The following is a 24,961-nucleotide window of genomic DNA, read 5'->3' as shown; positions in this document are numbered from 1 at the left end:
TAAAAAAGACAGGTTGCAATGGATGCGCGTTTCCGTTTCGCCATGTCCGAAGATGGCATGAAACTGGGCGTGAACCGGTACTTCCCGGCCGAGGGCGGGGAAGGACCGTCCGTTGCCCTGTTGCGTCGGCAGGTGCTCCAGGCTGGCGTGGACCTTTCCGGGCTGGATTACGACGAGGCCGCTGCCGAGCGCATTGTGCAGGCCGTGCAGACCGGGCGCGAGTTCCGGGGCATCGTGCTGGTCCGGGGCGTTCCGGTGCAGGAGCCCGAGGATGCCCGGCTCGTGGCGCTGGGCAATCTGGACTATCCCGTGTTTCCGGGCGACGGGTTTGCCCGCAAGTATCCTCCCCTGACCGCGGCGCCGGGCCGAACCATCAGTGGTCAGGTGCTGCCTCCGAAATCCTCGGCCGTTCCCAGGGACATCCCCGTGGAAATGGGGGACAACGTCGAGCTTGATCCCCTGACCAATGCCTATGTTTCCACCATATACGGCATGGCCCGTCTCTCGGACGGCGTCATCTCCGTTGACCCGCTCTTCCGCATTGACGAGGACGAGGTTACGGTCTCATCCACGGTGTTTCACAAGGATTTTCGTGGCAACCGCATGTCTTCCGCGCGTCTGGAAAAGGAATTGCGCGACATCGGGGTCGCCATCGACGTGGAGCTGGGCGCCATCGACAAGGCCATTGCCCGTGCCGAGGCAACGGGTCAGCCCGTGCACGACGTGCCGATTGTTCAGGGCAAGTACCCGGTCCCGGGCAGGGACGGCTGGCTGGAATATCTGGTCTCCACCCGGGAGGATACCGGGCAGGAGGACGAGTCCGGTCGGCTGGATTTCCGAAACAGGGGTGCATATCCCATGGTGGAGGCGCAGCAGACCATTGCCCGGCTGCACGGCCCGACACAGGGACAGGGTGGCATCGACATCTACGGCAAGACCATTCCGGCCAGCGGCGGCCGGGAGCTCGTGATCCATCTCGGAGAAAACGTCATGCTGCTTGAGGACAAGGTCACGTTCGTGTCCAGGGCCAAGGGCATCATGGTCATGGAAAGGAACGTGCTGTCGGTCAACGATTGCCTGCTCATTCGGGGCGACGTGGACTATGGTACGGGCAACGTGGTGCTGGAGCACGGATCGGTCAGGATTCTCGGGTCGGTGAACGAGAGTTTTTCCGTGAGCGCGCCAAAGCATGTGGTCGTGGGCGGATCCGTGGAAAGCGCGACCATCACGGCCGGGGGGTGCGTGGAGGTCTCGGGCGGCATTCTCATGCCCAAGGGCGGACGCATTCGGGCCGACGGCGACGTGGTCACCGGATACGCCACCAACGCGCGCATCGAGGCGGGCGGGGATGTGCACATCGTCAACGAGGCGACCAATTCCTACATCCATGCGGACGGCAGGATTGTGGCGCTCAAGGGCCATGGCATCATCCAGGGCGGGGAAACCGTGTGCGCCAAGGGGGTGGAAGCCAAGGAAATCGGCTCGGACATGGGCGTGATCACGAAGATTGCGGTGCGCATCGACGAGCCAGCGGACGAGGAACTGCGTCAGGAACGGGCTCGGATCAAGGAAGCCATCCGCAAGATCGACGAGACGCTGGGCTGCGGTCAGCCCAAGGAAATTCTGGCCCGCACGGCCCGGGACAAGCGGCACAAGGTCGCGGCCGTGATCAGGCATCGCATCAAGCTGATCGAGCGGCGCAAGGCCATCAGCGAGGAACTGACTCGGATGGCCCTTGTCCGTCAGGAACGGCTGGCCGGCATCAGGATTCGCGTGCATCACCGCATCAATGCGGGCACGGTCATCCAGTTCGGGGCCAAGCACGTCCAGATCAAGAAGAACATGGACGCGACCGTCATCTACTGGGACCCCGCAACCAGCGATCTTGTGTTCGGTTCGCTGTAGGGGGGGGGGCTTTCGATATTTCAAAAGCCGAGGGCGACGCGGATAGCTATCCGCGTCGCCCTCGACGTCTTTCTGCTTGTGATTTGCGTGAGCCCTACGCTTCTCCGGTCTCGACCTTGTCGCGCATGATTCTTGCGTCGCCGTTCTGCCATTTTTCGATGTCGCGCCAGAAGTCCGTGCACGGCATCACGCGCCAGCCGTGGCCGAGTTGCAGGGTGATCACGGAGTCCCTGGTGATCACGCCCAGATTGACCATGGTCTTGCCCGGGTATCTGCCCATGATGGCCTTCAGGGCCTCCAGATGCTTTTCATTGGCGTTGCGTTCGCCGATCCACAGGGGAACCGGCTTGTCGCTGCCCGCCACTGCGTCCGCAAGATACATGACCTTTTCCGCCAGCAGTTTGGCGGATTTGGGTGCGCCTTCGGGCGCGTTCGGGTCCTCGCGCTTGTCCACCTTGCCCTCCACCAGCAGGGCGCGGTCCTCGCCGAGCAGGTCGCGCGCCACCTCGTAGGTGTTGGGCAGCATGGTGATCTCGCCGGTGCAGGTCAGGTCTTCGGCCTCGCAAAAGGCCATGGGGTCGCCCTTCTTGGTGATGTGCTGCTTGAAGCTCGGGATGATCACGGCCACGCGCACGATGGTGCCGTCCGGAATGTCCTTGCACTGCTCCAGCGTGGTGGTTCGCAACCGTTGCATCTCCTGACGGTAGGCCAGCAGGGGATGTCCGGTCAGGAAGAAGCCGAGCACCTCCTTTTCCAACTGGAGCTTGACCCGGTCCTCGTATTCCTCGGCATGGGAGGTCTCCGGGCTGAGGCAGGCGGCGTTGCCCGAGGCCTCGCCGTCCTCGCTGCCCAGCATGTCCAGCATGTTGAGCATGCCGGATTCCTTTTCCTTGGCCTTTTTCTGGCCCATGGACACGGCCTTTTCCAGATCCTCGATCAATCCGGCGCGCGTGCATTTGAAGCAGTCCATGGCCCCGGCCTTGATCAGGGATTCCATGACGCGCTTGGTCACGCGGCGCAGGTTCACGCGCTGGCAGAAATCGAACAGGTTCAGGAATTCGCCGTTTTCCTCGCGTTCGGCAGCGATTTCATTGATCGCCTCTTCGCCGACGTTCTTGATGGCGGCCATGGCATACAGGATTTCTCCGTCGCGCACCGAGAACCGGGCCATGCCCTGATTGATGTTCGGCGGATTGACCTTGATGTCCATGTCCCGGCACGAGTTCACGTACATGATGATCTTTTCCGTGTTGTTCATTTCCGTGCTCATGAGCGCGGCCATGAACTCCACGGGGAAATGGGCCTTGAGGTACGCGGTGTAGTAGGAGATCAGGGCATAGGCTGCGGAGTGCGACTTGTTGAAGCCGTACGCCGCGAACTTTTCCATGATGTCGAAGATGTTGTTCGCGGTCTTGTCGTCGATCTTGTTTTCCCGCGCGCCTTCCAGAAAACGCTGGCGGTGCTTGGCCATTTCCTCGGCAATCTTCTTGCCCATGGCCCGGCGGAGCAGGTCGCCCTCGCCCAGCGAGTAGTTGGCCACGATCATGGCCGTGGCCATGACCTGTTCCTGATAGACCATGACGCCGTAGGTGGATTCCAGCGTCTCCTCCAGCGACGGGTGCGGGTAGGAGACTTCCACCTCGCCGTGCTTGCGCTTGATGAATTCCTCGACCATGCCCATGCCCAGCGGACCCGGGCGGTACAGGGCGAGCATGGCCACGAGGTCCTCGAAGCGGTTGGGCCGCAGCATCCGGAGATACTTGCGCATGCCCGAGGATTCCACCTGGAACACGCCGTCCGTGTCGCCGCGCGCAAACACCGAATAGGTCTCGGGATCGTCCAGCGCCAGCGTGTCGAGGTCCGGGGCCTTCTTGCCCTGCTCGCGGATGATGTCCAGACAGTCCTCGATCACGGTCATGGTTCTGAGACCCAGAAAGTCGAACTTGATCAGGCCGACCTTTTCGACCTTCTTCATGTCGTACTGGGTCACGATTTCGCCCTTCTTCCCCTTGTACAGAGGAAGATATTCGACCATGGGCTTGTCCGAGATCACCACGCCGGCCGCGTGGGTGGACGCGTGCCGGGCAATGCCCTCGAGTCGTGTGGAAATGTCGATGAGTTTGGCGATCTTGGGGTCCGCGTCCACCATCTGCTGGAGTTCGACCACGCCCTTGACCGCGTTGGGCACGTTGATCTTGGCCTTGTCCACGCCAAGGAGCTTGCCCATGAGTGCAGGATCGTCCGGGATGAGCTTGGCAATGCGGTCGGTCTCGCCAAAGGTCATGCCCATGGCGCGGCCCACGTCCTTGATGACCGCCTTGGCCTTCATGGTACCGTGCGTGGTGATCTGGGCCACGTGGTCGTGCCCGTACTTGCGCGCGCAGTACTGCACCACCTCCAGACGGCGGCGTTCGCAGAAGTCCACGTCGATATCGGGCATGGACACGCGTTCCACGTTCAGGAAGCGTTCGAACAGCAGATCGTACGGCAGGGGGTCGAGGTTGGTGATCTTCATGGACCAGGCCACGATGGACCCGGCTGCCGAGCCACGGCCCGGCCCCACCGGAATGCGGTTGTCCTTGGCCCAGTTGATGAAGTCCTGCACGATCAGGAAGTAGGCTGGGAAGCCCATCTCCTTGATGACGCCCAGTTCGTAGTCCAGCCGATCCCAGTATTTCTTTTCGTCCACCTCGTAGGTGAGGTTGTCCAGCCGCTTCTGCAGGCCGTTGCGGCACAGGTTCTCGAACTCCTCCTCCAGAGACACGCCCTCGGGCAGCTCGTAGACCGGGAAGTAGTAGTTGCCCATCTCGATTTCGAGATTGCACTGTTCGGCAATGCGCTGGGTGTTGGCAATGGCTTCGGGCACATGGGCAAACGCGCGCTCCATCTCCTCCTGCGTCTTGAAATACAGTTCCCTGGTTTCCATGCGGAACCGTTTTTCCGAGTCCACCGTGGTCTGGGTCTGGATGCAGAGCAGGAGGTCATGCGCCTCGTAGTCGTCCGCGGTCAGGTAGTGGCAGTCGTTGGTGGCCACCAGCGGCAGGTCGGTCCGTTCCGCGCACTGGATGAGCAGGTCGTTCAGCCGCTCCTGCTTGCCGATGCCGTTGGACTGGAGTTCCAGATAGAAGTTGCCCGGGAAGATGTCCGCATAGGTGCGGGCCATTTCCACGCCCGCATCCAGCCCCTCGTTCATGAGCACGCGGGGCACTTCGCCCGCCAGACACGCGGACAGGGCGATGAGGCCTTCGGAATACTTGTTCAGCAGGTATTTGGAAACGCGGGGCTTGTAGTAGAAGCCTTCGAGGCAGCCCAGGGAAACCAGCTTGAGCAGGTTCTTGTAGCCGCGCTGGTTCTTGGCCAGCAGCACGAGGTGGAATCCGCTCTTGGCCTTTTTGGATTCATGGGCCTTTTCATCGTCGATGTCGCCCGGCGCAACATACACCTCGCATCCGATGATGGGCTTGATGCCCATTTCCATGGCGGCCGCATAGAAGTTCACGGCCCCGAACATGGTGCCGTGGTCCGTGATGGCCACGGCCGGCATGCCCAGGTCCTTGGCCCGGTTGAGCAGGTCGCCGATGCGGATTGCGCCGTCGAGCAGACTGTAGTCCGTATGGACGTGAAGATGAACGAATTCGGACATGATGCCCCCGTTGGAAGTCTTTGGAAGATGTCAGGTATAGCGTGTTTCGGTCCGGTTGAAAACAGGCGGTTCCGGGTGGGGCACGGATGGGAAAATCCCCCATTGACCGGTTCCTGTACGGGCGTTATGGGAAACATTCTCGAAATTGACGGGACGTCCCGCAGGGCAGGCGGGGCCTTTTTCATCTTGCAAGGACGGCTTTTCAACGCAGGGGGTGCGCCATGGCCGATGGGTCTGTGCCCGCAGTGAATGAACCGGAAGTGCTCCGCAGCCTCGAATCCGGAGCCATCCACACCTATTTCCAGCCCGTGGTTTCCATTCCCACCCGCTCCATCGTCGGGTTCGAGTCCTTTTCCCGGGGCGGGAACGGAAAGGCGTGCCTGCTGGACGCATCCGCACTGTTTCATCGTGACCTCAGCCCCGGCACCAAGGTGGCCGTGGACAGGGCGTGCCGAGGGTGTGCGCTGGACCAGTTCAAGCCGATCTTCACCCGACACCGCAAGATGCTCCTGTTCCTGAACGTGAATGCGGACATCCTGCCGCATGTGGAAGCCGGGTCGGATCATCTGGCCGAGCAGGCAAGGAAGGCGGGCGTGGCCCCGGAAAACGTGGTCATCGAGTGCAACATGGCCCACAGCGACAAGCCGCTGCTGGCCCTGTTTGCGGAACTCTACCGGGCCAAGGGGTTTCGCATCGGCATTGACAATGCGGGCGTGGGTCAGTTTCATGCCCGGTGCATCACGGACATCCGGCCGGATTTCTTCAAGCTCAACCAGACCTTTTTTGCCGAGGACCAACGCACCGGCTTTTCGGGCTGGGCTCTGGAGAATGTGCGTCGGATCGCGGACCGGGTCGGGACCATTCTGGTGGCGCAGAACGTGGAGACCGAGGCCGACTCCCTTCGACTGCTCAACGCCGGGGTCACCCTTCAGCAGGGCTACTACTATACCAAGGACGACTCTGCCGTGGGCAATGATCCGGCCAGAATGTTTCTGGGCAAGATCGCCTATACCTACGACAAGTACAAGAAGACCCGGCGGCAGCAGGTGCGGCGCAGGAAGGAGCGGTTCGATGCCGCGTTCAAGACCGTGGCTTCGGCCTGTGCCCGGCTTGCCTCCTGCCCGGAGCATCGTTTCGAGGCCGTGGGCGCGACCGTGCTGCGTTCGTGCGATCATGCGATTTCCCTGTTCGTGCTCGACGAAACCGGGGAACAGGTCACGGACCGCATCCACCGCCATTGCCGCCATGACGACGCCGTGGACATGTGCAAGCTGCTCGGCTCGGAAAAGGGCGTGGACCACGCGGTGCAGGATTATTTCCTCCATCTGGACATGGGCTACGAAAAATTCGTGACCCCGCCGTTTGCATCCCCGTTCACCGGGGAGCAGTGCCATCTGCTCAGTCGGCCCTTCTACAACAAGGAGGGGTTGCGTTTCGTGCTCTGCATGGAGATGCAGGCTGTTGAAAAATGACGATCTGCTGCGTTGCTGCGGAAAAGGCAGACTCTCGCGTATCGGAATACGCGTCGATCCTGCCTTTCCCTTGCGCCTTGCATCCCGTCCTTTTTGAACAGCCTGATCTTTTGTTGAAAAATGACGGTCTGCTGCGTTGCTGCGGAAAAGGCAGACTCTCGCGTATCGGAATACGCGTCGATCCTGTCTTTTCCTTGCGCCTTGCATCCCGTCCTTTTTGAGCAGTCTGATCTTTTGTTGAAAAATGACGGTCTGCTGCGTTGCTGCGGAAAAGGCAGACTCTCGCGTATTTGAATACGCGTCGATCCTGTCTTTTCCTTGCGCCTTGCATCCCGTCCTTTTTGAGCAGCCGGATTTTCCGGGAGCGGTTGAGGGGAAGCTGTTGACATTCCAGCCCGAAACCGTTTCATTGCCGGAACGTGGGGTCGCGTTTCGCAAGCCCGGTGAACAACGGCAAAGGAGCCTTTCTTGGACGCATTCGGTGGCATGGCCGACTATCTCTGGCACAGGCTGCCCCTGATTCTGCTTTTTGCGGGCGGGTATCTGGTGTTCCGGCTCATGGCCGCGACCCGGCTCACGGATGCGTTCGTGAACTGGAGTCTGCGCCGCAGCCATGGCCGTGCATCCGTGCTGCTGCTCTACATCATCGGTGCGGCGACCGCGCTGTCCTCGTTCATTCCCAACGCCATCACCGTGCTCACCCTGCTGCCCATCCTGCGTCGGCTGGACAACGGGTTTGCCCGGCAGGGCGTGCCCGGCATGACCACGGTGCTCATGCTTGCGGCCATCTATGGCGCACAGCTTGGGGGCATGGGGTCCATGATCGGGTCTCCGGCCAATGCCATCCTGATCGGCGCACTGGATTTCTTTCAGGTGCCGGGTCGCGATCTCATCAACTTCTTCAACTGGTTTCTCTGGTCCGTGCCGCTGGTCGCCATGCTCGCATTCATTGCGTGGGGCGTGGCCTGTCTCGGTCTGCCTGCCGAGGCCCGGGGCCGGTCCGTGTCCCTGCCCGGCCTTGATCGGGAGCCGGTCACCCGCCGTCAGCGTTATGGTGCGGCCCTGTTCTGGTTCTACATGGGATTCTGGATTCTGGAGGCCGTGCTTCGCGCCGTGCTGCCCGGATTTGCGGATGTGTCCCCGTTGGCCTGTCTCGGGTTTTCCGGCCTGTTTCTCTATCTGGTGTTCCTGCGTCCGGCTCCGGCCTCGCCCTACGGACAGGGGCCGCTGCTTGCGCCTTCGGACATGCTTCGGGGCGTGCCGCGCCGGGGACTGATCTTCATTCTGGCTCTGGCCGTGATCTTTGCCGCGGTGAAGCTTCTGCATCTGGACGCCCGGGCAGCCGAGCTTGCCGCAACCCTGCTTCAAAACACCATGCCCGGCCCGGTCCTGTTTCTGCTGGTGGTGCTGGCCGTGATCTTTCTGACCGAGGCGCTTTCCAACACCGCAGTGGTGGCCGCGTTCTTCACCATCGGATTCTATGCGGCACAGGCCCATGGCATGGACCCGCTGCCGGTCATGATCGGGGTGTCCATCGCCTCGACCTGCGCGTTCATGACGCCCATTGCCACACCGGCCAATGCCCTTGCCTTCGGCGAGATGCAGGGCGCATCCCTGCGCACCATGCTCGGGCTCGGGTTCCTGCTCAACCTTGCCTGCGCCGTGGTCATCACCTTCTGGCTCGGGATGATGCTTCCCCTGATCTACTGAAGAAAAAGCCGCGCAGCCCCGGTGTCGGGATGGCGCGGCGGAAAATCCGGGAAAGCCGGATCAGTGGCGGAAATCAGCAGTACGGTCCGGCGAACGGATCGGGAACCGGGTACTTGCTGGCGGACTTGATGTAGCCCCACTGCACGAGGCGGCCATAGGCGTACTTGGCCTCGTTGCCCTGATTCACCTGCTGGAGAAAGCGGTAGTATTCCCGCGCAGCCTGATCGAAGTGGGACATGCCTTCCTGGGAGAGTCCCTTGAGAAAGATGGTCAGGGGGTTTCCGGGCAGGGATTGTTCATAGACGTTCAGGTCCGCAAGCGCGGCCTCGTATTTCTTCTCCCGCAACTGGACCAGCCCGGCGAGCTGGCGCGCCTGCGGTTCGGTCGGATATACGGCCTTGGCCTTGTCCGTGTAGGGCTGGGCCTTTTCCGGCCTGTTCTGCGCAAGCTGGCATTTGGCCATCATGAGCAGGCCTGCATAGTCGGTGGGCGCAGCCTTGAGCGCCTTTTCGAAGCTGGTTTCCGCATCCCCGAACTTCTGCTGCCCCATGCATTTCTCGCCTTCCTGCATGCTGTCTATGGCCGGCTTGATCTTTCGCAGGGACGCAGTGTTGTCCATGTACCGCTCCCGGTACACCAGATATTCGGACGAGGATGCGTATTTCGTGGTCACGCTTTGGCGGGCCGTGGCCAGCCGTTCGCTGCTCATGGGGTGGGTGGCGAACATCATCTGTACCGCGCTCGGCTTCTGGTCGTGCTGTTCGTTGAGCATGTCCATGAGTCCGACCATGCCGTCGGGATTGTATTCGGCCCGGGTCATGTATTCCATGCCAAGGGAATCGGCCTGCCGCTCGTCGTCCCGGCTGTAGTGGGCCAGCAGCGCGCCTGCGCCGATGCTGCCCAGTCCGGCGGCAAGGGGCGCGAGTTCCCTGCTGGCAATGCCCACGGCAGCCACGCCCACGCCCGCCACCATGGAGACCATGGCCGCCTTGCTCATGCGCGAGGCCGTGTGCCGGGCATTGACGTGTCCGATTTCGTGGCCCAGCAGTCCGGCCAGCTCGGCTTCATTGTCCAGCTCCAGCATGATGGACCGCGTGGCGCCGATGCTGCCGCCCGGAAACGCATAGGCATTGACGTACGTGGCGTTCAGGCACCGGAAGGAATAGGGCATGTCCGGCCTGTGCGATTTCGAGGCCAGTCCCGTGCCCACGTCCGTGATGTACTGGTTCAGGGCCGTGTCCTGCACTGCCCCGTAATCCGCGGAAAACTGGTGCGGGGACTGCTTCCTGTCCACCTGTATCTCCTCGGCCTCGGACATGAGCATGATCTGGCTTTCGCCCGTGACCGGGTTCTTGGCGCAGCCCGCTGCCACGGCCAGTGTGCCGAGGCCGGCAGCCTTGAGAAAGTCGCGGCGTGACCACGGCTTGATCCATTGCTGGTTGGGATAGTGCGACATGGTTTGCTCCGTTTTTCGTCTTCCTGTTTTCCGTACCGCATATCCGGGCCGGTATTCAACCTGTGCAGCACGGTTTTTCGGGAGAGGGAAACGCATTCCCGGCTGGCGCAAGGCCGCGAGTTGCGGTATGCTGGCGGTTCGCCAAAGACTGTGCACCACATGACCAGCATACACGGACATCCTGTGAAATGAGCCTGCTCGTCGTCAACATCTCGGACATGAAGTCCTCGGCCTGCGCCGCGGACATTCTGGTGACCTATTCCCTTGGCTCCTGCCTCGGCGTGACCGCGTACGATCCGGTTGCGCGTGTTGGCGGACTGATCCATTGCCTGCTGCCCAACGCGGTGGGTGCGCGGGAAAAATCGCGCAGGAATCCCTTCACGTTCGTGAATACCGGAGTGGCCATGATGGTCAGGAAATTGATCGACAGGGGAGCGGAAAAGCATCGGCTGGTCTTCAAGGCCGCCGGAGGGGCGAACATGCGCAACGACACCCTGTTCAACACCGGAGCCAGAAACTTTCAGGAGCTGGAACGGCTGCTCGGGCGCAACCGGGTGAAGCTGGCCGCGCATGATGTGGGCGGCACCAAGCCCAGAACCGTGTTTCTGTACATGGACTCGGGACGCGTGGTTGTCCGGTCCCGGGGCGAGGAGTCGGAATTATGACCCGGAAACAGGAGATTCTGCACCGGGCCGAACGCATCCTTCTGCTGCCTGCGTGCACGCAGAAGGCGCTGCAACTGCTGGATTCGCCGGAGGCCGATTCCGAGGATCTGGCCCGGCTCATCGAGTTCGATCCCGGACTGACCGCCAATCTGCTCAAGATCGTGAACGCATCCCGGTTCGACGCGCCGGTCTGTTCGGTGCGGGATGCGGTGGGCGCGTTCGGCAGCGGGATGATCATCCAGTTCTTCGTGAGCACGGGCGTTGTTCCGTTTTATGTACAGAAGATAGAGGGCTATGATCTGGCACCGCACATGCTCATGCAGAGTTCGGTCACTGCGGCCCTGTGCGCCGAGGAGCTGGGCCGCGCCCTTGGCATGGGCGTGCCCGGCCACACCTACACGTCCGCGCTGCTTGCCGGAGTGGGCAAGCTGATTCTGGGCGCGTACGTCAAGGTCGAGGCCCGGCCCATTCTGGACCTTGCGGCCCGGGAGGGAATCGGGTTCGACGAGGCCGAGGACCGGATTCTGGGCATCAATCATGCCGAGGTGGGCGCGTGGCTGCTGGAGCGGTGGCGCGTGCCCGGCCCGATCGTGCGCGTGGTGCGGCATCACCTCCGGCCCGAGCTGTGTCCGCAGGTGGACCCGGTCCTTGATCTTGTTCATGCCGGAATGGTCATGTCCAAGATGATCGGGCTGGGGCTTGGCGCGGACGGTCTGAACTACATTCCCTCGCGTGTCGTGATCGACAGGCTCGGCCTGACCCCGGAAGTGGCGGACAGGGTGAGCGCCGAAGTCGTGGAACGGCTCGGTCCGCTGAACGACCTGTTTCTGGAGTGTGCGGACACGAACTGCCTGCTGTAGGAGGGGCTTGATGCGTGGCAACATCCTGTTCGGATTGCGGATTTGTCTGCTTGTCTTCTGGGGCGCGACGGCCCTTTGCGCGACTCCGGTCATGGCCGGAAAGACCGTGGTCGCATGGTGCTACTATCGGACTGAGCCGTTCGTGACCGGGAAGGGGCAGGGACTGGCCCATGATTTCGTGAAAATGCTCAATGAAAGAGCGGAAGGACGTTTTCTGTTCACACTGGCGTTTCTTCCTCGCAAGCGCATAGATCAGCGGCTGGAATATCATGAACCGGGAGTGGTGCTGTTCGTGAATCCGATCTGGATGAACGACCCGGACGAGGAGCGGTACCTGTGGACCAGCCCGATGCTTCGGGACCGCAATGAAATCATTTCCAGTGCAAGTCGTCCGGTGGAATACGCCGGAGTGCCGAGTCTGTTCGGCCTCAAGCTCGGCGGGGTCTTCGGTCGCAGATATGCGCCGTTGGAACAGGCCGTGGCCACGGGCGAAATCCTGCGCGAGGATTCGGCCAGTGCGCGGCTGAACCTGCTCAAGGTGGCCGAGCGGCGGGTGGATTTCATCACCATGCCCCGCAGTCAGGCCATGCCTTTGGTCAAGTCGCTGAAAATCGGGCATCGGTTGCATTTTTCCAGCAAGCCACTCTTTTTGTATACACGCCATGTCCTTGTGACCAGAGAGTTGCATGACGTGTACGCGTTTCTCGAGGATTTCATGAGGAAGATTCCGGATGACCCGGAGTGGAAACGCATTCGGGAAAAGTACGAGGTTGAGTGACAGGGGCATTCTAATGGAGCGGACATTGCTTTGCCGATGTGGTCTAATCGAGCCATGAAAACCGGTTGTCGCGGATATGCCTTCGCGCTTGCGGCCCTGCTCCTCGCCTTTTCGGGCTGGCAGTTGTCCGCGCGCGCCGAGCAGGCCGTGACGGTCTGGAGCTACCACCATACCGTGCCGTTTCTGGAAGAGGGCGGAGGCGGCCTGAATCGGGATTTCGTGGAGATGCTCAATGCGCGGGGCAGAGGGCGGTTCCGGTTCCTCCTGCATTTTCTGCCCAGAAAACGCATTGACATGGAACTGGACCGGGGCGAGCCGGGCGTGGTGCTGTTCGTGAATCCGGAATGGATGCGGGATTCCGGCAGGACTCGCCATCTGTGGACCGGGCCGTTTCTCATGGATTCCGACGAAATCATTTCGCGCAGAAGCAGACCCGTTGAATACGCGGGTGTGGAAAGCCTGACCGGGCTCAAGCTCGGCGGCATGCTGGGCTGGAAGTACGATCAGTTCGAAGAGGCCTTTTCCCGGGGCGACATCGTGCGCGAGGACACGGCCGAGGCCCGGCACAACCTGCTCAAGCTGATCGAGGGGCGCGTGGACTTCGTGGTGTTTCCGCGCGTGCAGGCCCTGCCTCTGATCAAGGCCATGGGGGTGGCGGACAGGCTGCACTTCTCGGCCCGGCCGCTTGCTCCGTATGCGCGGCATGTGCTGGTGACCCGGAATTTGCCGCATGTCTTCGAATTTCTGGAGGAAGTGCAGCAATCCCTGTCCGAGGATGCCGAGTGGCAGCGGCTCAGGCAAAGGCATGGTCTTGAATGATCCGAGCGTACCAGGCGCGAAAATCGCGGTTTTGGTCATGGACACCGGAAGAGTCCCGGTGTATCAGGCCCGCCATGAGAACCACTCGAGACAGAATCAGACATACCATTCTTTTTGAAGTGCTGGGCCTGTGCCTTTGCACGCCCCTTGCTTCGTGGGTGCTGGACCGGCACGTGACCGCAATCGGCCTCATGGCCGTGGTGATTTCCCTTACCGCCATGGTTTGGAACTACCTGTTCAATCTGCTTTTCGACCATCTTCTGGTTCGGTCAGGCAGACCCGTGAACGTGCGCCCGCCGTGGATGCGGTCCGCGCACGCCATCCTGTTCGAGACCTCCCTGCTCGTGTTCACCGTGCCGTTCGTGGCCTGGTGGCTGGAGCTCGGTCTGATCGAAGCCTTTCTGACCGATCTGGGATTCGCCCTGTTCTATCTGGTCTATGCCTATCTGTTCAACTGGGCGTATGACGTGGTGTTTCCCATGCCCTCCCAGGCCGGGGAACGCGCGTAACCTGTTTTTCCGTTTTTTCAGCCGGGTAGTGCATCAAGCATGCGCTACCCGGCTTTTTTGCGTTTTCCGCATGGATAATCATACCTTCGGGTTGACGAAAACCCTGAATTGAGGAGAATATCGGGAAGCATGCCCGCCATGGTGGCGGGTCCGGATTTCCTCAGGCGGAGCAAATGGATACGGACAACGAGCAGAAAGTCTTTCTCGACGCGTTCCACCACTCGCCCATGGCAATGGTGATTGTCTCGTCGCGCGGTGAGTTCATTCACGTGAACAATCGGTTTACCGAAGCCACGGGATACGGGCTGGGCGACATGCCGGACATGCGTTCCTGGTTTGCCCGGACATATCCGGAGACCGGGCAGCAGGAGGCTCTGCTTGCGGGCTGGATGGCCATGGCCGAACAGGAAAAGCCCGTGTCCGAGGTCCTGCCGGTGACCTGCCGGGACGGGAAATCGCGCATCTTCCGATTCCGCAGCGCCTTTTCCGGGGGCTTTGCCTTTCTCTCTCTGGAGGACGTGACCGGAGAACGGCGCAATCTCGACCTTCTGGTCCGTTCCGAACGCAATTTCCGAACCATCTTCGATTCCACCACGGACGCCATTTTCGTGCACGATGCGGAAACCGGACGCATTCTGGAGACCAATCAGGCCTTTCTGGACATGTACGGGTATGCGCGCGAGGAAGCGCAGGATGTGAGTGTCGGCGATCTCAGCCAAAACAGGCCGCCGTATAGCGTGGAAAACGCCATGATGATTCTGGCCGAGGTGCGCAAGGGCAAGACCTCGCAGTTCGAATGGCGTGCCCGGCGCAGGAACGGGCAGCTTTTCTGGGCCGATCTGGTGGCCCGGCCCGTGACGCTGGACGGGCAGGAACGCATCATCGTGGTGGCCCGCGACGTGACCGACCGCAGGGAGGCCGAGGAGGCGCTGGCCGAAACCGCGGAAAACTATCGCAGCGTGTTCAACGCCACGTCCGACGCCATCGTGATTCAGGAACCGGATTCGGCCATGATCATCGACGCGAACCGTGCCGCGGCCCGGATGCTCGGCTACTCCCGACGCCAGTTGCGGCGCATGACCGCCCCGGAGCTGCTGTCGCAGGAGCCGGAACAGGCCCGGGAAATGGTCCTGAACGCATTCGATCAGGTGCGCACGCAGGGGAGCCGCACGCTGGAGCTGCAACTGCGTCGCAAGGACGGCACTTCGTTCTGGGTCGGGCTGTCCATCCGCCACGCACGCATCGGCGGCCAGTGGCGCATCATTTCCGTGGCCAGGGACATTGACGAGCGCAAACAGGCGGAAAACAAGCTGCGCCTGTCCTCCGAGGTCTTTTCCCAGAGCGCGGACAGCATCGTGATCACGGATGCCGAGAATGTCATTCTGGAGGTCAACAGGTCCTTCACGCGCATCACCGGCTATTCGGAATCCGAGTGCATCGGCAAAAAGCCGAGCCTGCTCAAGAGCGGTCGCCACGGCGCGGATTTCTACAGGGAAATGTGGACCTCCATCTGTGAGACCGGGTACTGGTCCGGGGAAATCTGGAACCGCAAGAAGAACGGCGAGATGTTTCCGGCGTGGCTTTCCATTGCCACGGTCCGCGACCGGGACGGGGCCATCATCAATTTCATCGGCACGTTTTCCGATCTGTCCGAGGCCAAGAGGGCCGAGGAATCCATCCACCGCCTGCATTATTACGATCTGCTCACCGGCCTGCCGAACCGCGCCCTGTGTCTGGATCGGCTGGCGCACGACTTTCAGCATTCGGACCGGGACAACTCCTTTGCGGCCGTGCTGGTTCTGGGACTGGACGGGTTCAAGACCGTGAACGAATCCCTTGGCATAGAGGGCGGGGACGAACTGCTGCGTCAGGTGGCGGAGCGTCTTGATCAGACTCTGCCCGGGGTGCAGTCCTTTGCCCGGCTCGGCAGCGATACCTTTGCCGCGATTGCCGGGGACATCAAGGACCCGGGCGACGTGGCCGCTGTCATCCGGAAGATGCAGCAGTCATTTGCAAGTCCCTTTTACGTGGGGGCAAACGAGGTCTTTCTGTCCGCCTGCATCGGCGCAAGCCTGTATCCGCAGGACGGGGATTCGCCGCAGGCCATTCTGAACAATGCGGAAAACGCCATGCGCCGGGCCAAGGCCAATGGACCGAACAGCTACGGCTTCTTTGCCGCGGGAATGGCCGAGGAGGCCTCGGAACGGCTGCATCTGGAAGCGGACCTGCGTCGGGCGCTCGAACGGGGGGAGCTGCTGCTGCACTACCAGCCCAAGGTCAACGTGTGTACCGGGGCCATCGAAGGCGCCGAGGCGCTGGTGCGCTGGAACCATCCGGAGCGCGGCATGGTGCCGCCCTTCAAGTTCATTCCCTTTGCCGAGGAGCGCGATCTGATCCATTCCATCGGGGAATGGGTGCTGCGCCGGGCCTGTCGCGACTGTCTCCGCTTTCGCGAGGTCGGGCATCCCGGCCTGTGCGTGGCCGTGAACATTTCGCCCAAGCAGTTTTTCGAAGGCAGAGTGGATTCCCTTGTCCGGGACGTGCTTGCGGATACCGGGCTGCCCGGAGAATGCCTTGAGGTGGAGATCACCGAGCAGATGCTGGTTTCCGACATGGAGCGCACCAAGCAGACGCTGGTTCGGATCAAGGAACAGAACGTGTCCATTGCCGTGGACGACTTCGGCACCGGATATTCCTCGCTCAGCTATCTGACCAGTTTTCCCCTGACCACGCTCAAGGTCGACCGATCCTTTGTCATGGACGTGGTGGAGAATCGGGACAGCGCGGCAGTGACCGGGGCCATCATTTCCATGGCCCGCAGTCTGGGACTGGGCGTGGTGGCAGAGGGCGCGGAGACCGCCGAGCAGGTGGCGTTTCTGCATGAACGCGGCTGCGTCACGGTGCAGGGATACTACTATTCCCGGCCCGTGCCTCTCGAGGATTTTCTGGAGTTGCTCAAGACGCCGTTCCCTCCTTTTGCGCCTCCTGCCTGATTCGCCGGGAGGCCAGTCTTTTCCGTCATGCCCCCCCGGGGTTTTCAACGATTCCGGATTGGTGTAGGCATGGGCGTCAACAACACGTGATTATGGGAGGTACCATGCCGAAATACCGGCTGGTGAACATGGTCAAGGCTGCTGGCTGAGCAGCCAAGATCGCTCCGGGGGACCTGGAGCAGGCACTTTCCGGGCTTGCGGCCCGGCACGACACTCGTGTCCTTGTGGGAACGCCCGGGGACAACGAGGACGCCGTGGTGTTGTCCTTTCCTCCGGGAAAGGCCCTGGTCCAGACCGTGGACTTCTTCACTCCCACCGTCAATGATCCCTACCGTTTCGGCCGCATTGCCGCGGCCAATGCCCTGTCCGATGTCTATGCCATGGGCGGCGAGCCCTGGTCCGCCATGAACATCGTGTGCTTTCCGGTCAAGAAGCTGCCTGCCGACGTGCTGGCCGAGGTCCTGCGAGGCGGGGCCGACGCCCTTGCCGAGGCCGGGGCCGTGCTGGCTGGCGGACACAGCGTGGAGGACGACGAGATCAAGTACGGGCTGGCCGTGTCCGGCATCGTGGACCCGGACCGCATCGCCTCCAACCGGGGGGCGCGGCCCGGCGATCATCTCTATCTGACCAAGGCCGTGGGCACGGGCGTGCTCACCACTGCGGTCAAGGCTGAATGGGACGGGCACGAGGAAATGGAGGAGCTGCTCTTCCAGACCTCGGGCCGACTCAACCGCGTGGGCGGGCAGGTCATCCGCGAACTCGGCCTTGCCGGAGCCACGGACATCACCGGGTTCGGCCTTGGCGGCCATCTTCTCGAACTTGCCGAAGCCAGCGGCGTGCGCATGGAAATCGCGGTCCACAGCGTGCCTCTGCTTGATCATGCGCTGGAGCTCGCGGGCATGGGACTGCTTCCTGCCGGGAGCATCTGCAACCGCAATCACTACCTGTCCAGATTCGATGTCGCATCCGGGCTGGACCCGCTGCTCGTGGACATGATCTTCGATGCCCAGACCTCCGGCGGACTCGTCCTGTGCGTGCCTCCCGAAAAATCGGAGCAGGCTCGCGACATGCTTGAACAGGGCGGCGACCTTGCCGCGCGCATCGGCACGGTGCTGCCTGCCCGGTCCGGCGCAGGAACGATTTCCCTCGTCTAGAAGAACGTCTTTGGCGGCCCGAACCTTTCTGATTCGGGCCTCATCTCGAAAATCACTGTCTTGGCTGCCGGATTCCCGAAAGGGCTTTTCCGGGCGTCTGTCGCGTTCGGCGGAGAGCCGCGCTGCGGATGGCTCTTCGGGAACAGGCTGTCAGTTCATCTCGTTCCAGAGCAGTTCCATGATTTCCTTCTTGATGGCGGCGAATTCCGGCAGGACCGTGACGCGGTGGTCGCGGGGCCGGGGGATGTCCACGGTGATGGATTTGGTGATGGTGCCGGGACGGCTGGACATGATGTGGATGGTGTCGGCCAGCAGAATGGCCTCGTCAATGTCGTGGGTGATGAACAGGACCGTGGCCTTTTCCTCGCGCCATACGTCCAGCAGCAGATCCTGAAGCTGGAGCCGGGTCTGGGCGTCCAGTGCGCCGAAGGGTTCGTCCATGAGCAGCATGTCCGGGCTGTTGGCCAGAACCCGGGCAATGGCCGTGCGCTGCTTCATGCCGCCGGAAAGCTCCTTGGGCAGGGCGTTTTCGAAATCACCGAGGCCCACGAGCTTCAGATACTTGCGGGCAATGGCCGCGCGTTCCTCGGCAGGCATCCTTCTGATGCGCAGGCCGAATTCCACGTTCTTGCGCACCGTGAGCCACGGAAACAGGGTGTAGGACTGGAATACCATGCCCCGATCCGCGCCCGGTCCCTGAATGCGACGGCCATCGATCACGGCCTTGCCCGTGCTTTCCTTTTCCAGCCCGGCCACGATGTTCAGCAGGGTTGACTTGCCGCACCCCGAAGGTCCGACAACGACCGCGAATTCGCCCTCGGCCACTTCGATGTCAATGTCCTGCAATGCGGTCACGGTCTTGTCGCCCGAGCCGAAAACCTTTCCCAGTCCCTGAATTGCCAGTTTGCTCATTGTGCTGTCGCGTATGGTTGCGGATCCTGCGGAAAACGCGGGGAAATCCCATGCCGGGATTTCCCCGCGCCGCTATTTGACGGTCTTTTCGCTCCACGGAACCGTGATTCGGGTCAGGAGCTTGAAGCTCCAGTCCGTGATCAGGCCCAGAAGGCCGATGATGATCAGGCCCGCGAAGATGCGGTCGATGGCCAGAAAGCGCTGCGCCTTGAGAATCATGTAACCCAGCCCCGAGTTCGCGGCCACGAGTTCGGCCACCACCAGATAGGTCCATGCCCAGCCGATGGTGATGCGCAGGTCGTCCATGATCCCGGGCAGCGCGCCGGGCATGAGCACCAGCCGGTAGGTCTGGCTGCGGCTCGCGCCCAGCGTGGCTGCGGCGCGGGACAGGTCCCCGGGCACGGCGGCCACGGTGTCGGCCACCATGAGCACCAGCTGGAAGAAGGTGCCCAGAAAGATGACCATGAACTTCTGGAAGTCCCCGATCCCGAAATACAGCAGGGTCAGGGGCACCAGAGCCACCACCGGCAGGTAGCGCGCGAATTCCATGATGGGCTGGCACAGCGCGGCCCAGCGTCGGGACGTGGCGATCAGCATGCCCATCGGCACGGCAGCGGCCACGGCAAGGGCCCAGCCCACCATGACCCGGTAGGTGGAGTCCCAGGCATACTGCCAGAGTATGCCTTCCTCGTGCATCTTGCCGAAGGCGAGCAGTACGCTGTGGGGCCGGGGCAGGAACAGGGCCTTGACCGCGCCGGAATAGGACAGGGCGCACCACAGGCCCAGCAGGACGGCAAAGGACAGCAGGGCGAGCGAACGGCCCGCCATTTTCGCGCGAAGGGAGTCGGACATGTTACTTGGCGGCTTCCTTCACGTAGACGTCCGAAATCATCGGGGTCACGTCCGCGTCCTTGGCAATGATGCCCTTGGCGCGCCAGAACGAGCCCGCGCGTTCGGCCACTTCGAAGATGGAGTTCGGAGCGGACTTGTCCATGAAGGACAGGTTGCCCTTGCGTCCGTAGAAGGTCACGCCTCCGACCATGTCGGCCACGTCGTCCCGGCTTTCGCCAAGGCCCTTGGCCATGATGGCGTTGCCCTCATCCGGATTGGCCCGATACCAGTCGATCGCCTCGAACCATGCGCGAGTCATGGCCAGCGGCGCTTCGGGGTGCTCCTTGATGAATTCGTTGCGCATCATGAACACGTCCACGATGGTGCGGGGATAGTCGGCCGAGGAGACCAGAATGTGGCCGCCCTCGCGCTCGATGGCCTTGGAAAGCCACGGTTCCCAGGTCACGGCCGCGTCCAGTCGGCCGGCCATGAAAGCCGCGCCCGCGTCCGATGTGCTCATTTCCAGCACATTGACCTCGGATTCCGGAATGCTGTTCTTTTTCAGCACGCTGAGAAAAAAGAAGTAGGACGAAGCGCTCTTGTCCAGCCCCACGGTTCTGCCCCGAAGGTCGGCCACGGTCCTGATGTCGCCCGAGGCGATCAGGCCGTCGCCGCCCGAGGATTCGTCCATGGCAAAGAGCAGGGTCTCGGCCGTGCCCTTGGCATAGTGGATGATCTCGCGGTCCAGCACGTTGCCCAGCGCATCGATGTTGCCCGTGGCCATGGCCGCAGCATACTGGGACTCGTCCTCGATGATCATGATGTCCACGTCCAGACCGTACTTGTCGAACATGCCCTTTTCCTTGGCAATGTACAGCGGGGCGTAGCCAACCCAGGTGCAGAAGGCCACCTTGACCCTGGTCTTGGCAGCAAGGGCTGCGGAAGCGCACAGAACCAGACTCAGGCAGATGGCGAGCGCAATGGAAAACCGTTTCATGGGAACCCTCCTCTCTGTGTGAAAACGTCTATTTTGCCCGGCAAGGCGAATAGCAAGGCATGACAGGCATTTGCAAGCCCTTTTTTCCATGTTTCAACGCCGCAAATGTATAGTCATTTCACCTATGGGGCCGACACAACACGTGAATAGGTTTTCGCATATAGCAAATAAAAGACAAGCGCAAAAAACATGAATCATGATATTGCGTCCGGGAAGACCCTCCGTATTATGACTTGGAGACCGGGGCCAAACATGCTACAGCCAGCCCCACGAACTTCACAGGAGAACAACGCACACATGAGAGCGAAACAACATCTTGAAGCGGCCCTCAAGGCCGTTTTGGACCATAACGGTTGGGAATGGCCGGAAAAAGCCGTGGTGGAACCGCCCAAGGACCGCCAGTTCGGGGACATGTCCGCCAATGTGGCCATGATGCTGGCCAAGCAGGCCAGAAAGGCCCCGCGCGCCATTGCCGAAGATATTTCCAACGAACTGGCTTCCGATCCGCTGATCGAGAAGATCGACATTGCCGGACCCGGGTTCCTGAATTTCACCTTTGCCCCGTCCTTCTGGCAGCAGACAGCCCGCGTGGTGCGCGAGGCCGGAGACGCCTACGGCGATTCCGAACTGGGCAAGGGCGTGCGCGTACAGGTGGAATACGTTTCCGCCAACCCCACCGGCCCCCTGCACATCGGGCATGGCCGCGGCGCAGCTCTCGGCGACAGTCTGGTTCGCATTCTGGACAAGGCCGGATACGATGTGGAGGCCGAATACTACATCAACGACGCCGGACGGCAGATGCTCATCCTTGGCGGCTCGATCCTGTACCGCGCCCGCCAGATCAAGGGCATGGACCCGGAAAAGCCCGAGGACCTGTACAGGGGCGACTACATCCGCGACATTGCCGCCGATCTGCTGGAAAAGCATCCGGACCTGCTCGACATGCCCGAGGCCGAGGCCTTGGAAATCTGCAAGGTCTACGGCAAGGACGTGATCCTGGAGACCATCAAGACCGACCTCAAGGCCTTTGGCGTGCGCCACGACGTGTGGTTCTCGGAGAAGTCCCTTGTGGAAAAGGGGCTTGTGGAAGAGACCTTTGCGGATCTGCGCAAGTCCGGGCTCGGCTTCGACAAGGACGATGCGTTCTGGTTCAGGGCCACGGAGTTCGGCGACGACAAGGACCGCGTCCTGCGCAAGTCCAATGGCGACACCACCTATTTCGCATCCGACATCGCCTACCACGACAACAAGTTCAAGCGCGGCTTCGACATCGTCATCGACATCTGGGGTGCGGACCATCACGGGTACATCCCGCGCATGGACGCGGCCTGCGAGGCGCTGGGCCAGAAAGGCAAGCTGCACGTGATTCTTGTCAATCTGGTCAACCTGCTGCGCGACGGACAGCCCATTGCCATGTCCACCCGCGCCGGCCAGTTCGAGACGCTGGAGGACGTGGTCAAGGAAGTGGGGTCGGACGCGTCCCGATTCATGTTCCTGTCCCGCAAGTCCGATTCCCGTCTGGATTTCGATCTGGAGCTGGTCAAGCAGAAGACCATGGACAACCCGGTGTACTACGTGCAGTACGCACACGCCCGCATCCGCTCCATGATGCGCAAGGCCGGGGAACAGGGCAGGCAGCCCGCTGCGCCCGAGGACGCAACTCTGGCCCTGCTGGACACGAAATACGATCTCCAGTTGCTCCAGATGCTGGACCAGTATCCGGACTTCGTGGAGAGCGCGGCGCGCAGCCAGTCTCCGCATGTCATCTCCACGTTCCTTCAGGAGCTTGCCGCAACCCTGCACAGGTATTATACCAACGTGCATGTGCTCTCTGCCGAAGACGATGTGCTGGCCGCCCGGCTCCTGCTGCTGGACTGCGTGTCCGGCGTGATCCGCAACGGCCTTTCCCTGCTCGGCGTTTCCGCGCCCGAGTCCATGTAACCCCAGCGGAACGGACTATGTATGTCGGAAGATAGGAAAAGGAAGTATCAGGTCAAATTCCCCAAGCTCGACGCAAAGAACAAGACCTACACGTTCACCCTGTCCCTGCCCGGGCTGGTTTCGGCCATTGGTGGCGCAGTGGTGGCCCTGACCTTCTTTTTCGTTCTTGGAATACTCATCGGCCGGGGCTATCGGCCCGAGGCGGACGTGCCCCAGCTCGCCAGAATCATGCCCTCCAAGGTGCATGGACAGGTGCAGGCCGTTGCCCCGGAACAGCCCGAGGTGCTCAAGGCCGAGGAACTGGACTACCCGGAACAGCTTGCCAAGGCGCCGCAGCAGCCGCTCGCGCCCAAGCCAAAGGCCCAACCCGAGCCAAAGGCCGCGTCCAGGCCTGCCCCCAAACCGGAAACCGAGGCCAAGGCCCTGCCCGCTGCCAAGGCGCAGACGGAACAGCCCGGTGCGCCGGTCTATGCCTACGTGTATCAGGCCGCGTCCTTTCGCAAGCTGGACATGGCCGAGAAGCTCAGGAAGCAGCTGGCCGCTGCCGGACTGAATTCGCAGATCCAGTCCGCCGAGGCCAAGGGCACCACGTGGTATCGGGTCAATGTCCTGCACACCGGCACCGAGGCGTCCACCTCGACCATGAAGGCCGCGCTGGCGCAGTTCAAGATCAGGAAGCCGCTGCTCAGGGGCAAGACGCAGGTCCAGTAGACAGGCCGGGGCTCGACTCCCCGGATTTTCACATGCCTGAAACAGTGGGCGGCCCGGAAGATGCGCATCTTCCGGGCCGCCTTTTCGATTCTGCGGGAAATGGCTAGTCGGTCTGGATGTTGTAGGTCTTGAGCTTGCGGTACAGGGAACTGCGTTCCAGCCCCACGTTCCGGGCGAGCTGGGTCACGTTGCCGCCGCATTCCCTGAGCTTGGCCTCCAGAAAGCGGGCCTCGAATTCGGCGCGGGCCTGCTTGAGATCGTCCGGGCCCTGGGCAATGACCGCGTCCATGTCCTCGGGCTCTCTGGAAACGGCAGGCTCTTCCTCGGCCGTGGCCCTGACCGCCTTGAATTCCGGGGGCAGCTTGTCCGCACCCACGGTTTCTCCGGCAAACAGGATGAACATGCGCTCCACGAAATTCTTGAGCTCGCGCACGTTGCCGGGCCACGGGTAGACGCGCAGCACGGCCAGTGCCGAGTCGTCGAACGCAATGGGCTTGAATCCGTGCCGCCGGGCAAGCATGTCCGTGAAGGCGTCGATGAGCAGGGGCACGTCTCCGGCTCGGTCGCGCAGGGGCGGCAGTTCCAGCGGGAAGACCTTGAGCCGGTAGTACAGATCCTCGCGGAATCGTCCGTTCTCGATCTCCTCCAGCAGATTCTTGTTCGTGGCCGCAATCACGCGCACGTCCACCTTGATGGTCTTGCGCCCGCCCACGTGCTCGAACCGCTGCTCCTGAAGGATGCGCAGTATCTTGGCCTGCGTCTTGAGGCTCATGTCCCCGATTTCATCCAGAAACAATGTGCCGCCGTCCGCCAGTTCGAACTTGCCTTCCTGCGCCTTTTCCGCGCCGGTGAATGCGCCCTTTTCATGGCCGAACAGTTCGGATTCGATCAGCTCCTCGGGAATGGCCGCGCAGTTCACGGCCACAAGGGGCTTGTCCGCGCGTTTGGACTGGTCGTGGATGGACCGGGCCACGATTTCCTTGCCCGTGCCGTTTTCTCCGGTGATGAGCACCCAGGCGTCCGTGGGCGCGACCCGGGAGATCACGTCCTTGAGCGCGCGGATGGGCTCGGACTCGCCCGTGATGCGCACGGGTTGTTCCGAGGAAATGCGGGTGCGCAGGGCACGGTTTTCCAGCCGCAGCCGGGAGAACTCGATGGCGTTGCGCGTGGTGGCCACCACCTTTTCAAGGGACAGGGGTTTTTCGATGAAGTCGAACGCGCCCTTTTTCAATGCCTGCACTGCGGTCTCGATGGTGCCATGCCCCGAGATCATGATCACGGGCAGGCCCTCGTGATTCTCGGCCACACGGTCCAGTACCTCCAGCCCGTCCATGCCCGGCAGCCAGATGTCCAGAAAGACAAGGTCCGGGTCCTCGCTTTCCAGCAGTTCCAGCCCCTGTTCCCCGGATTCGGCCTCGATGATGTCGTGGCCCTCGTCCTCAAGGATGCCACGCAGGGAAAATCGAATGCCTTCCTCGTCGTCGATGATCAGTATCTGTCCGCTCATGGGGTCTCCTGTGGGGGCTGTTGAACAAGGGCGATCTGTCGCAAGCGCGCGGAACTCCGCCTGGCTGTTGTAAACAAGGCCGGGCCATGATTCAAGGC

The 24,961-nt window shown here is 61.8% G+C and carries 18 protein-coding genes; 12 read left to right on the top strand and 6 right to left on the bottom strand.

The features are described from left to right. Positions 1-18 precede the first annotated feature (18 nt). Complete coding sequence (locus MPN23_RS11830; RefSeq protein ID WP_243544401.1) at positions 19-1,905, top strand: FapA family protein; 1,887 nt, start codon at positions 19-21, stop codon at positions 1,903-1,905. A 94-nt stretch (positions 1,906-1,999) separates the two neighbouring features. Here MPN23_RS11830 and dnaE read toward each other — a convergent pair whose 3' ends face one another. Next, the gene (gene dnaE, locus MPN23_RS11825; protein WP_243544400.1) at positions 2,000-5,548 is read right to left on the bottom strand and encodes a DNA polymerase III subunit alpha; all 3,549 of its coding nucleotides are present in this window, start codon (positions 5,546-5,548) and stop codon (positions 2,000-2,002) included. Positions 5,549-5,769: 221 nt separating this feature from the next. Between dnaE and MPN23_RS11820 the strand changes: the two genes are divergently transcribed. After that, a complete protein-coding gene (locus MPN23_RS11820) occupies positions 5,770-7,020 on the top strand; it encodes an EAL domain-containing protein (protein ID WP_243544399.1) in 1,251 nt (416 codons plus the stop codon). Positions 7,021-7,488: 468 nt separating this feature from the next. Beyond that, complete coding sequence (locus MPN23_RS11815) at positions 7,489-8,730, top strand: SLC13 family permease (RefSeq protein ID WP_243544398.1); 1,242 nt, start codon at positions 7,489-7,491, stop codon at positions 8,728-8,730. A 73-nt stretch (positions 8,731-8,803) separates the two neighbouring features. On the opposite strand, the gene MPN23_RS11810 is transcribed toward MPN23_RS11815, so the two are convergent. After that, positions 8,804-10,186, bottom strand: a complete 1,383-nt coding sequence (locus tag MPN23_RS11810) for a M48 family metalloprotease (RefSeq protein ID WP_243544397.1) — start codon at positions 10,184-10,186, stop codon at positions 8,804-8,806. Positions 10,187-10,374: 188 nt separating this feature from the next. Between MPN23_RS11810 and MPN23_RS11805 the strand changes: the two genes are divergently transcribed. From MPN23_RS11805 to selD, 7 genes are all read left to right on the top strand, one after another. After that, positions 10,375-10,851, top strand: coding sequence for a chemotaxis protein CheD (locus MPN23_RS11805; protein ID WP_243544396.1), 477 nt, complete (start codon positions 10,375-10,377; stop codon positions 10,849-10,851). After that, on the top strand, positions 10,848-11,711 hold the full coding sequence (locus tag MPN23_RS11800; RefSeq protein WP_243544395.1) for an HDOD domain-containing protein: 864 nt from the start codon (positions 10,848-10,850) through the stop codon (positions 11,709-11,711). Before MPN23_RS11805 ends, MPN23_RS11800 begins: the two co-directional genes overlap by 4 nt. Before the next feature lie 10 nt (positions 11,712-11,721). Next, positions 11,722-12,489 (top strand): type 2 periplasmic-binding domain-containing protein, encoded by a 768-nt coding sequence (locus tag MPN23_RS11795; RefSeq protein ID WP_243544394.1) that lies wholly within the window; start codon positions 11,722-11,724, stop codon positions 12,487-12,489. A gap of 54 nt (positions 12,490-12,543) precedes the next feature. Further along, positions 12,544-13,308, top strand: a complete 765-nt coding sequence (locus tag MPN23_RS11790; RefSeq protein ID WP_243544393.1) for a substrate-binding periplasmic protein — start codon at positions 12,544-12,546, stop codon at positions 13,306-13,308. 74 nt (positions 13,309-13,382) lie between these two features. Further along, entirely contained in the window at positions 13,383-13,817 is a 435-nt protein-coding gene (locus tag MPN23_RS11785; RefSeq protein WP_243544392.1) for a PACE efflux transporter, read from the top strand. Positions 13,818-13,990: 173 nt separating this feature from the next. Further along, positions 13,991-16,810: a bifunctional diguanylate cyclase/phosphodiesterase gene (locus MPN23_RS11780; RefSeq protein WP_243544391.1), complete on the top strand. Its 2,820-nt coding sequence runs from the start codon at positions 13,991-13,993 to the stop codon at positions 16,808-16,810. A gap of 104 nt (positions 16,811-16,914) precedes the next feature. Then, positions 16,915-17,964, top strand: a complete 1,050-nt coding sequence (gene selD, locus MPN23_RS11775; RefSeq protein ID WP_243544390.1) for a selenide, water dikinase SelD — start codon at positions 16,915-16,917, stop codon at positions 17,962-17,964. A 150-nt stretch (positions 17,965-18,114) separates the two neighbouring features. Here the strand turns inward: selD and MPN23_RS11770 are convergent, their stop codons facing one another. The 3 genes from MPN23_RS11770 to MPN23_RS11760 all read right to left on the bottom strand — a co-directional run bounded on the left by MPN23_RS11770 (position 18,115) and on the right by MPN23_RS11760 (position 20,704). Beyond that, positions 18,115-18,876: an ABC transporter ATP-binding protein gene (locus MPN23_RS11770; protein ID WP_243544389.1), complete on the bottom strand. Its 762-nt coding sequence runs from the start codon at positions 18,874-18,876 to the stop codon at positions 18,115-18,117. 72 nt (positions 18,877-18,948) lie between these two features. Then, positions 18,949-19,728, bottom strand: coding sequence for an ABC transporter permease (locus tag MPN23_RS11765; protein ID WP_243544388.1), 780 nt, complete (start codon positions 19,726-19,728; stop codon positions 18,949-18,951). Position 19,729: 1 nt separating this feature from the next. Then, complete coding sequence (locus MPN23_RS11760; RefSeq protein ID WP_243544387.1) at positions 19,730-20,704, bottom strand: ABC transporter substrate-binding protein; 975 nt, start codon at positions 20,702-20,704, stop codon at positions 19,730-19,732. Between the two features lie 297 nt (positions 20,705-21,001). Between MPN23_RS11760 and argS the strand changes: the two genes are divergently transcribed. Continuing rightward, positions 21,002-22,645, top strand: a complete 1,644-nt coding sequence (argS, locus tag MPN23_RS11755) for an arginine--tRNA ligase (RefSeq protein ID WP_243544386.1) — start codon at positions 21,002-21,004, stop codon at positions 22,643-22,645. A 21-nt stretch (positions 22,646-22,666) separates the two neighbouring features. Next, positions 22,667-23,356 (top strand): SPOR domain-containing protein, encoded by a 690-nt coding sequence (locus MPN23_RS11750; RefSeq protein WP_243544385.1) that lies wholly within the window; start codon positions 22,667-22,669, stop codon positions 23,354-23,356. 103 nt (positions 23,357-23,459) lie between these two features. On the opposite strand, the gene MPN23_RS11745 is transcribed toward MPN23_RS11750, so the two are convergent. After that, on the bottom strand, positions 23,460-24,863 hold the full coding sequence (locus MPN23_RS11745; protein WP_243544384.1) for a sigma-54-dependent transcriptional regulator: 1,404 nt from the start codon (positions 24,861-24,863) through the stop codon (positions 23,460-23,462). Positions 24,864-24,961 lie beyond the last annotated feature (98 nt).

Origin of the sequence: Pseudodesulfovibrio tunisiensis (assembly GCF_022809775.1) — a bacterium.
GTDB classification, from domain to species: Bacteria; Desulfobacterota; Desulfovibrionia; order Desulfovibrionales; family Desulfovibrionaceae; genus Pseudodesulfovibrio; species Pseudodesulfovibrio tunisiensis.
Note: the sequence above shows the minus strand (reverse complement) of the source record. Positions and strands in the feature narration are given on the sequence as shown.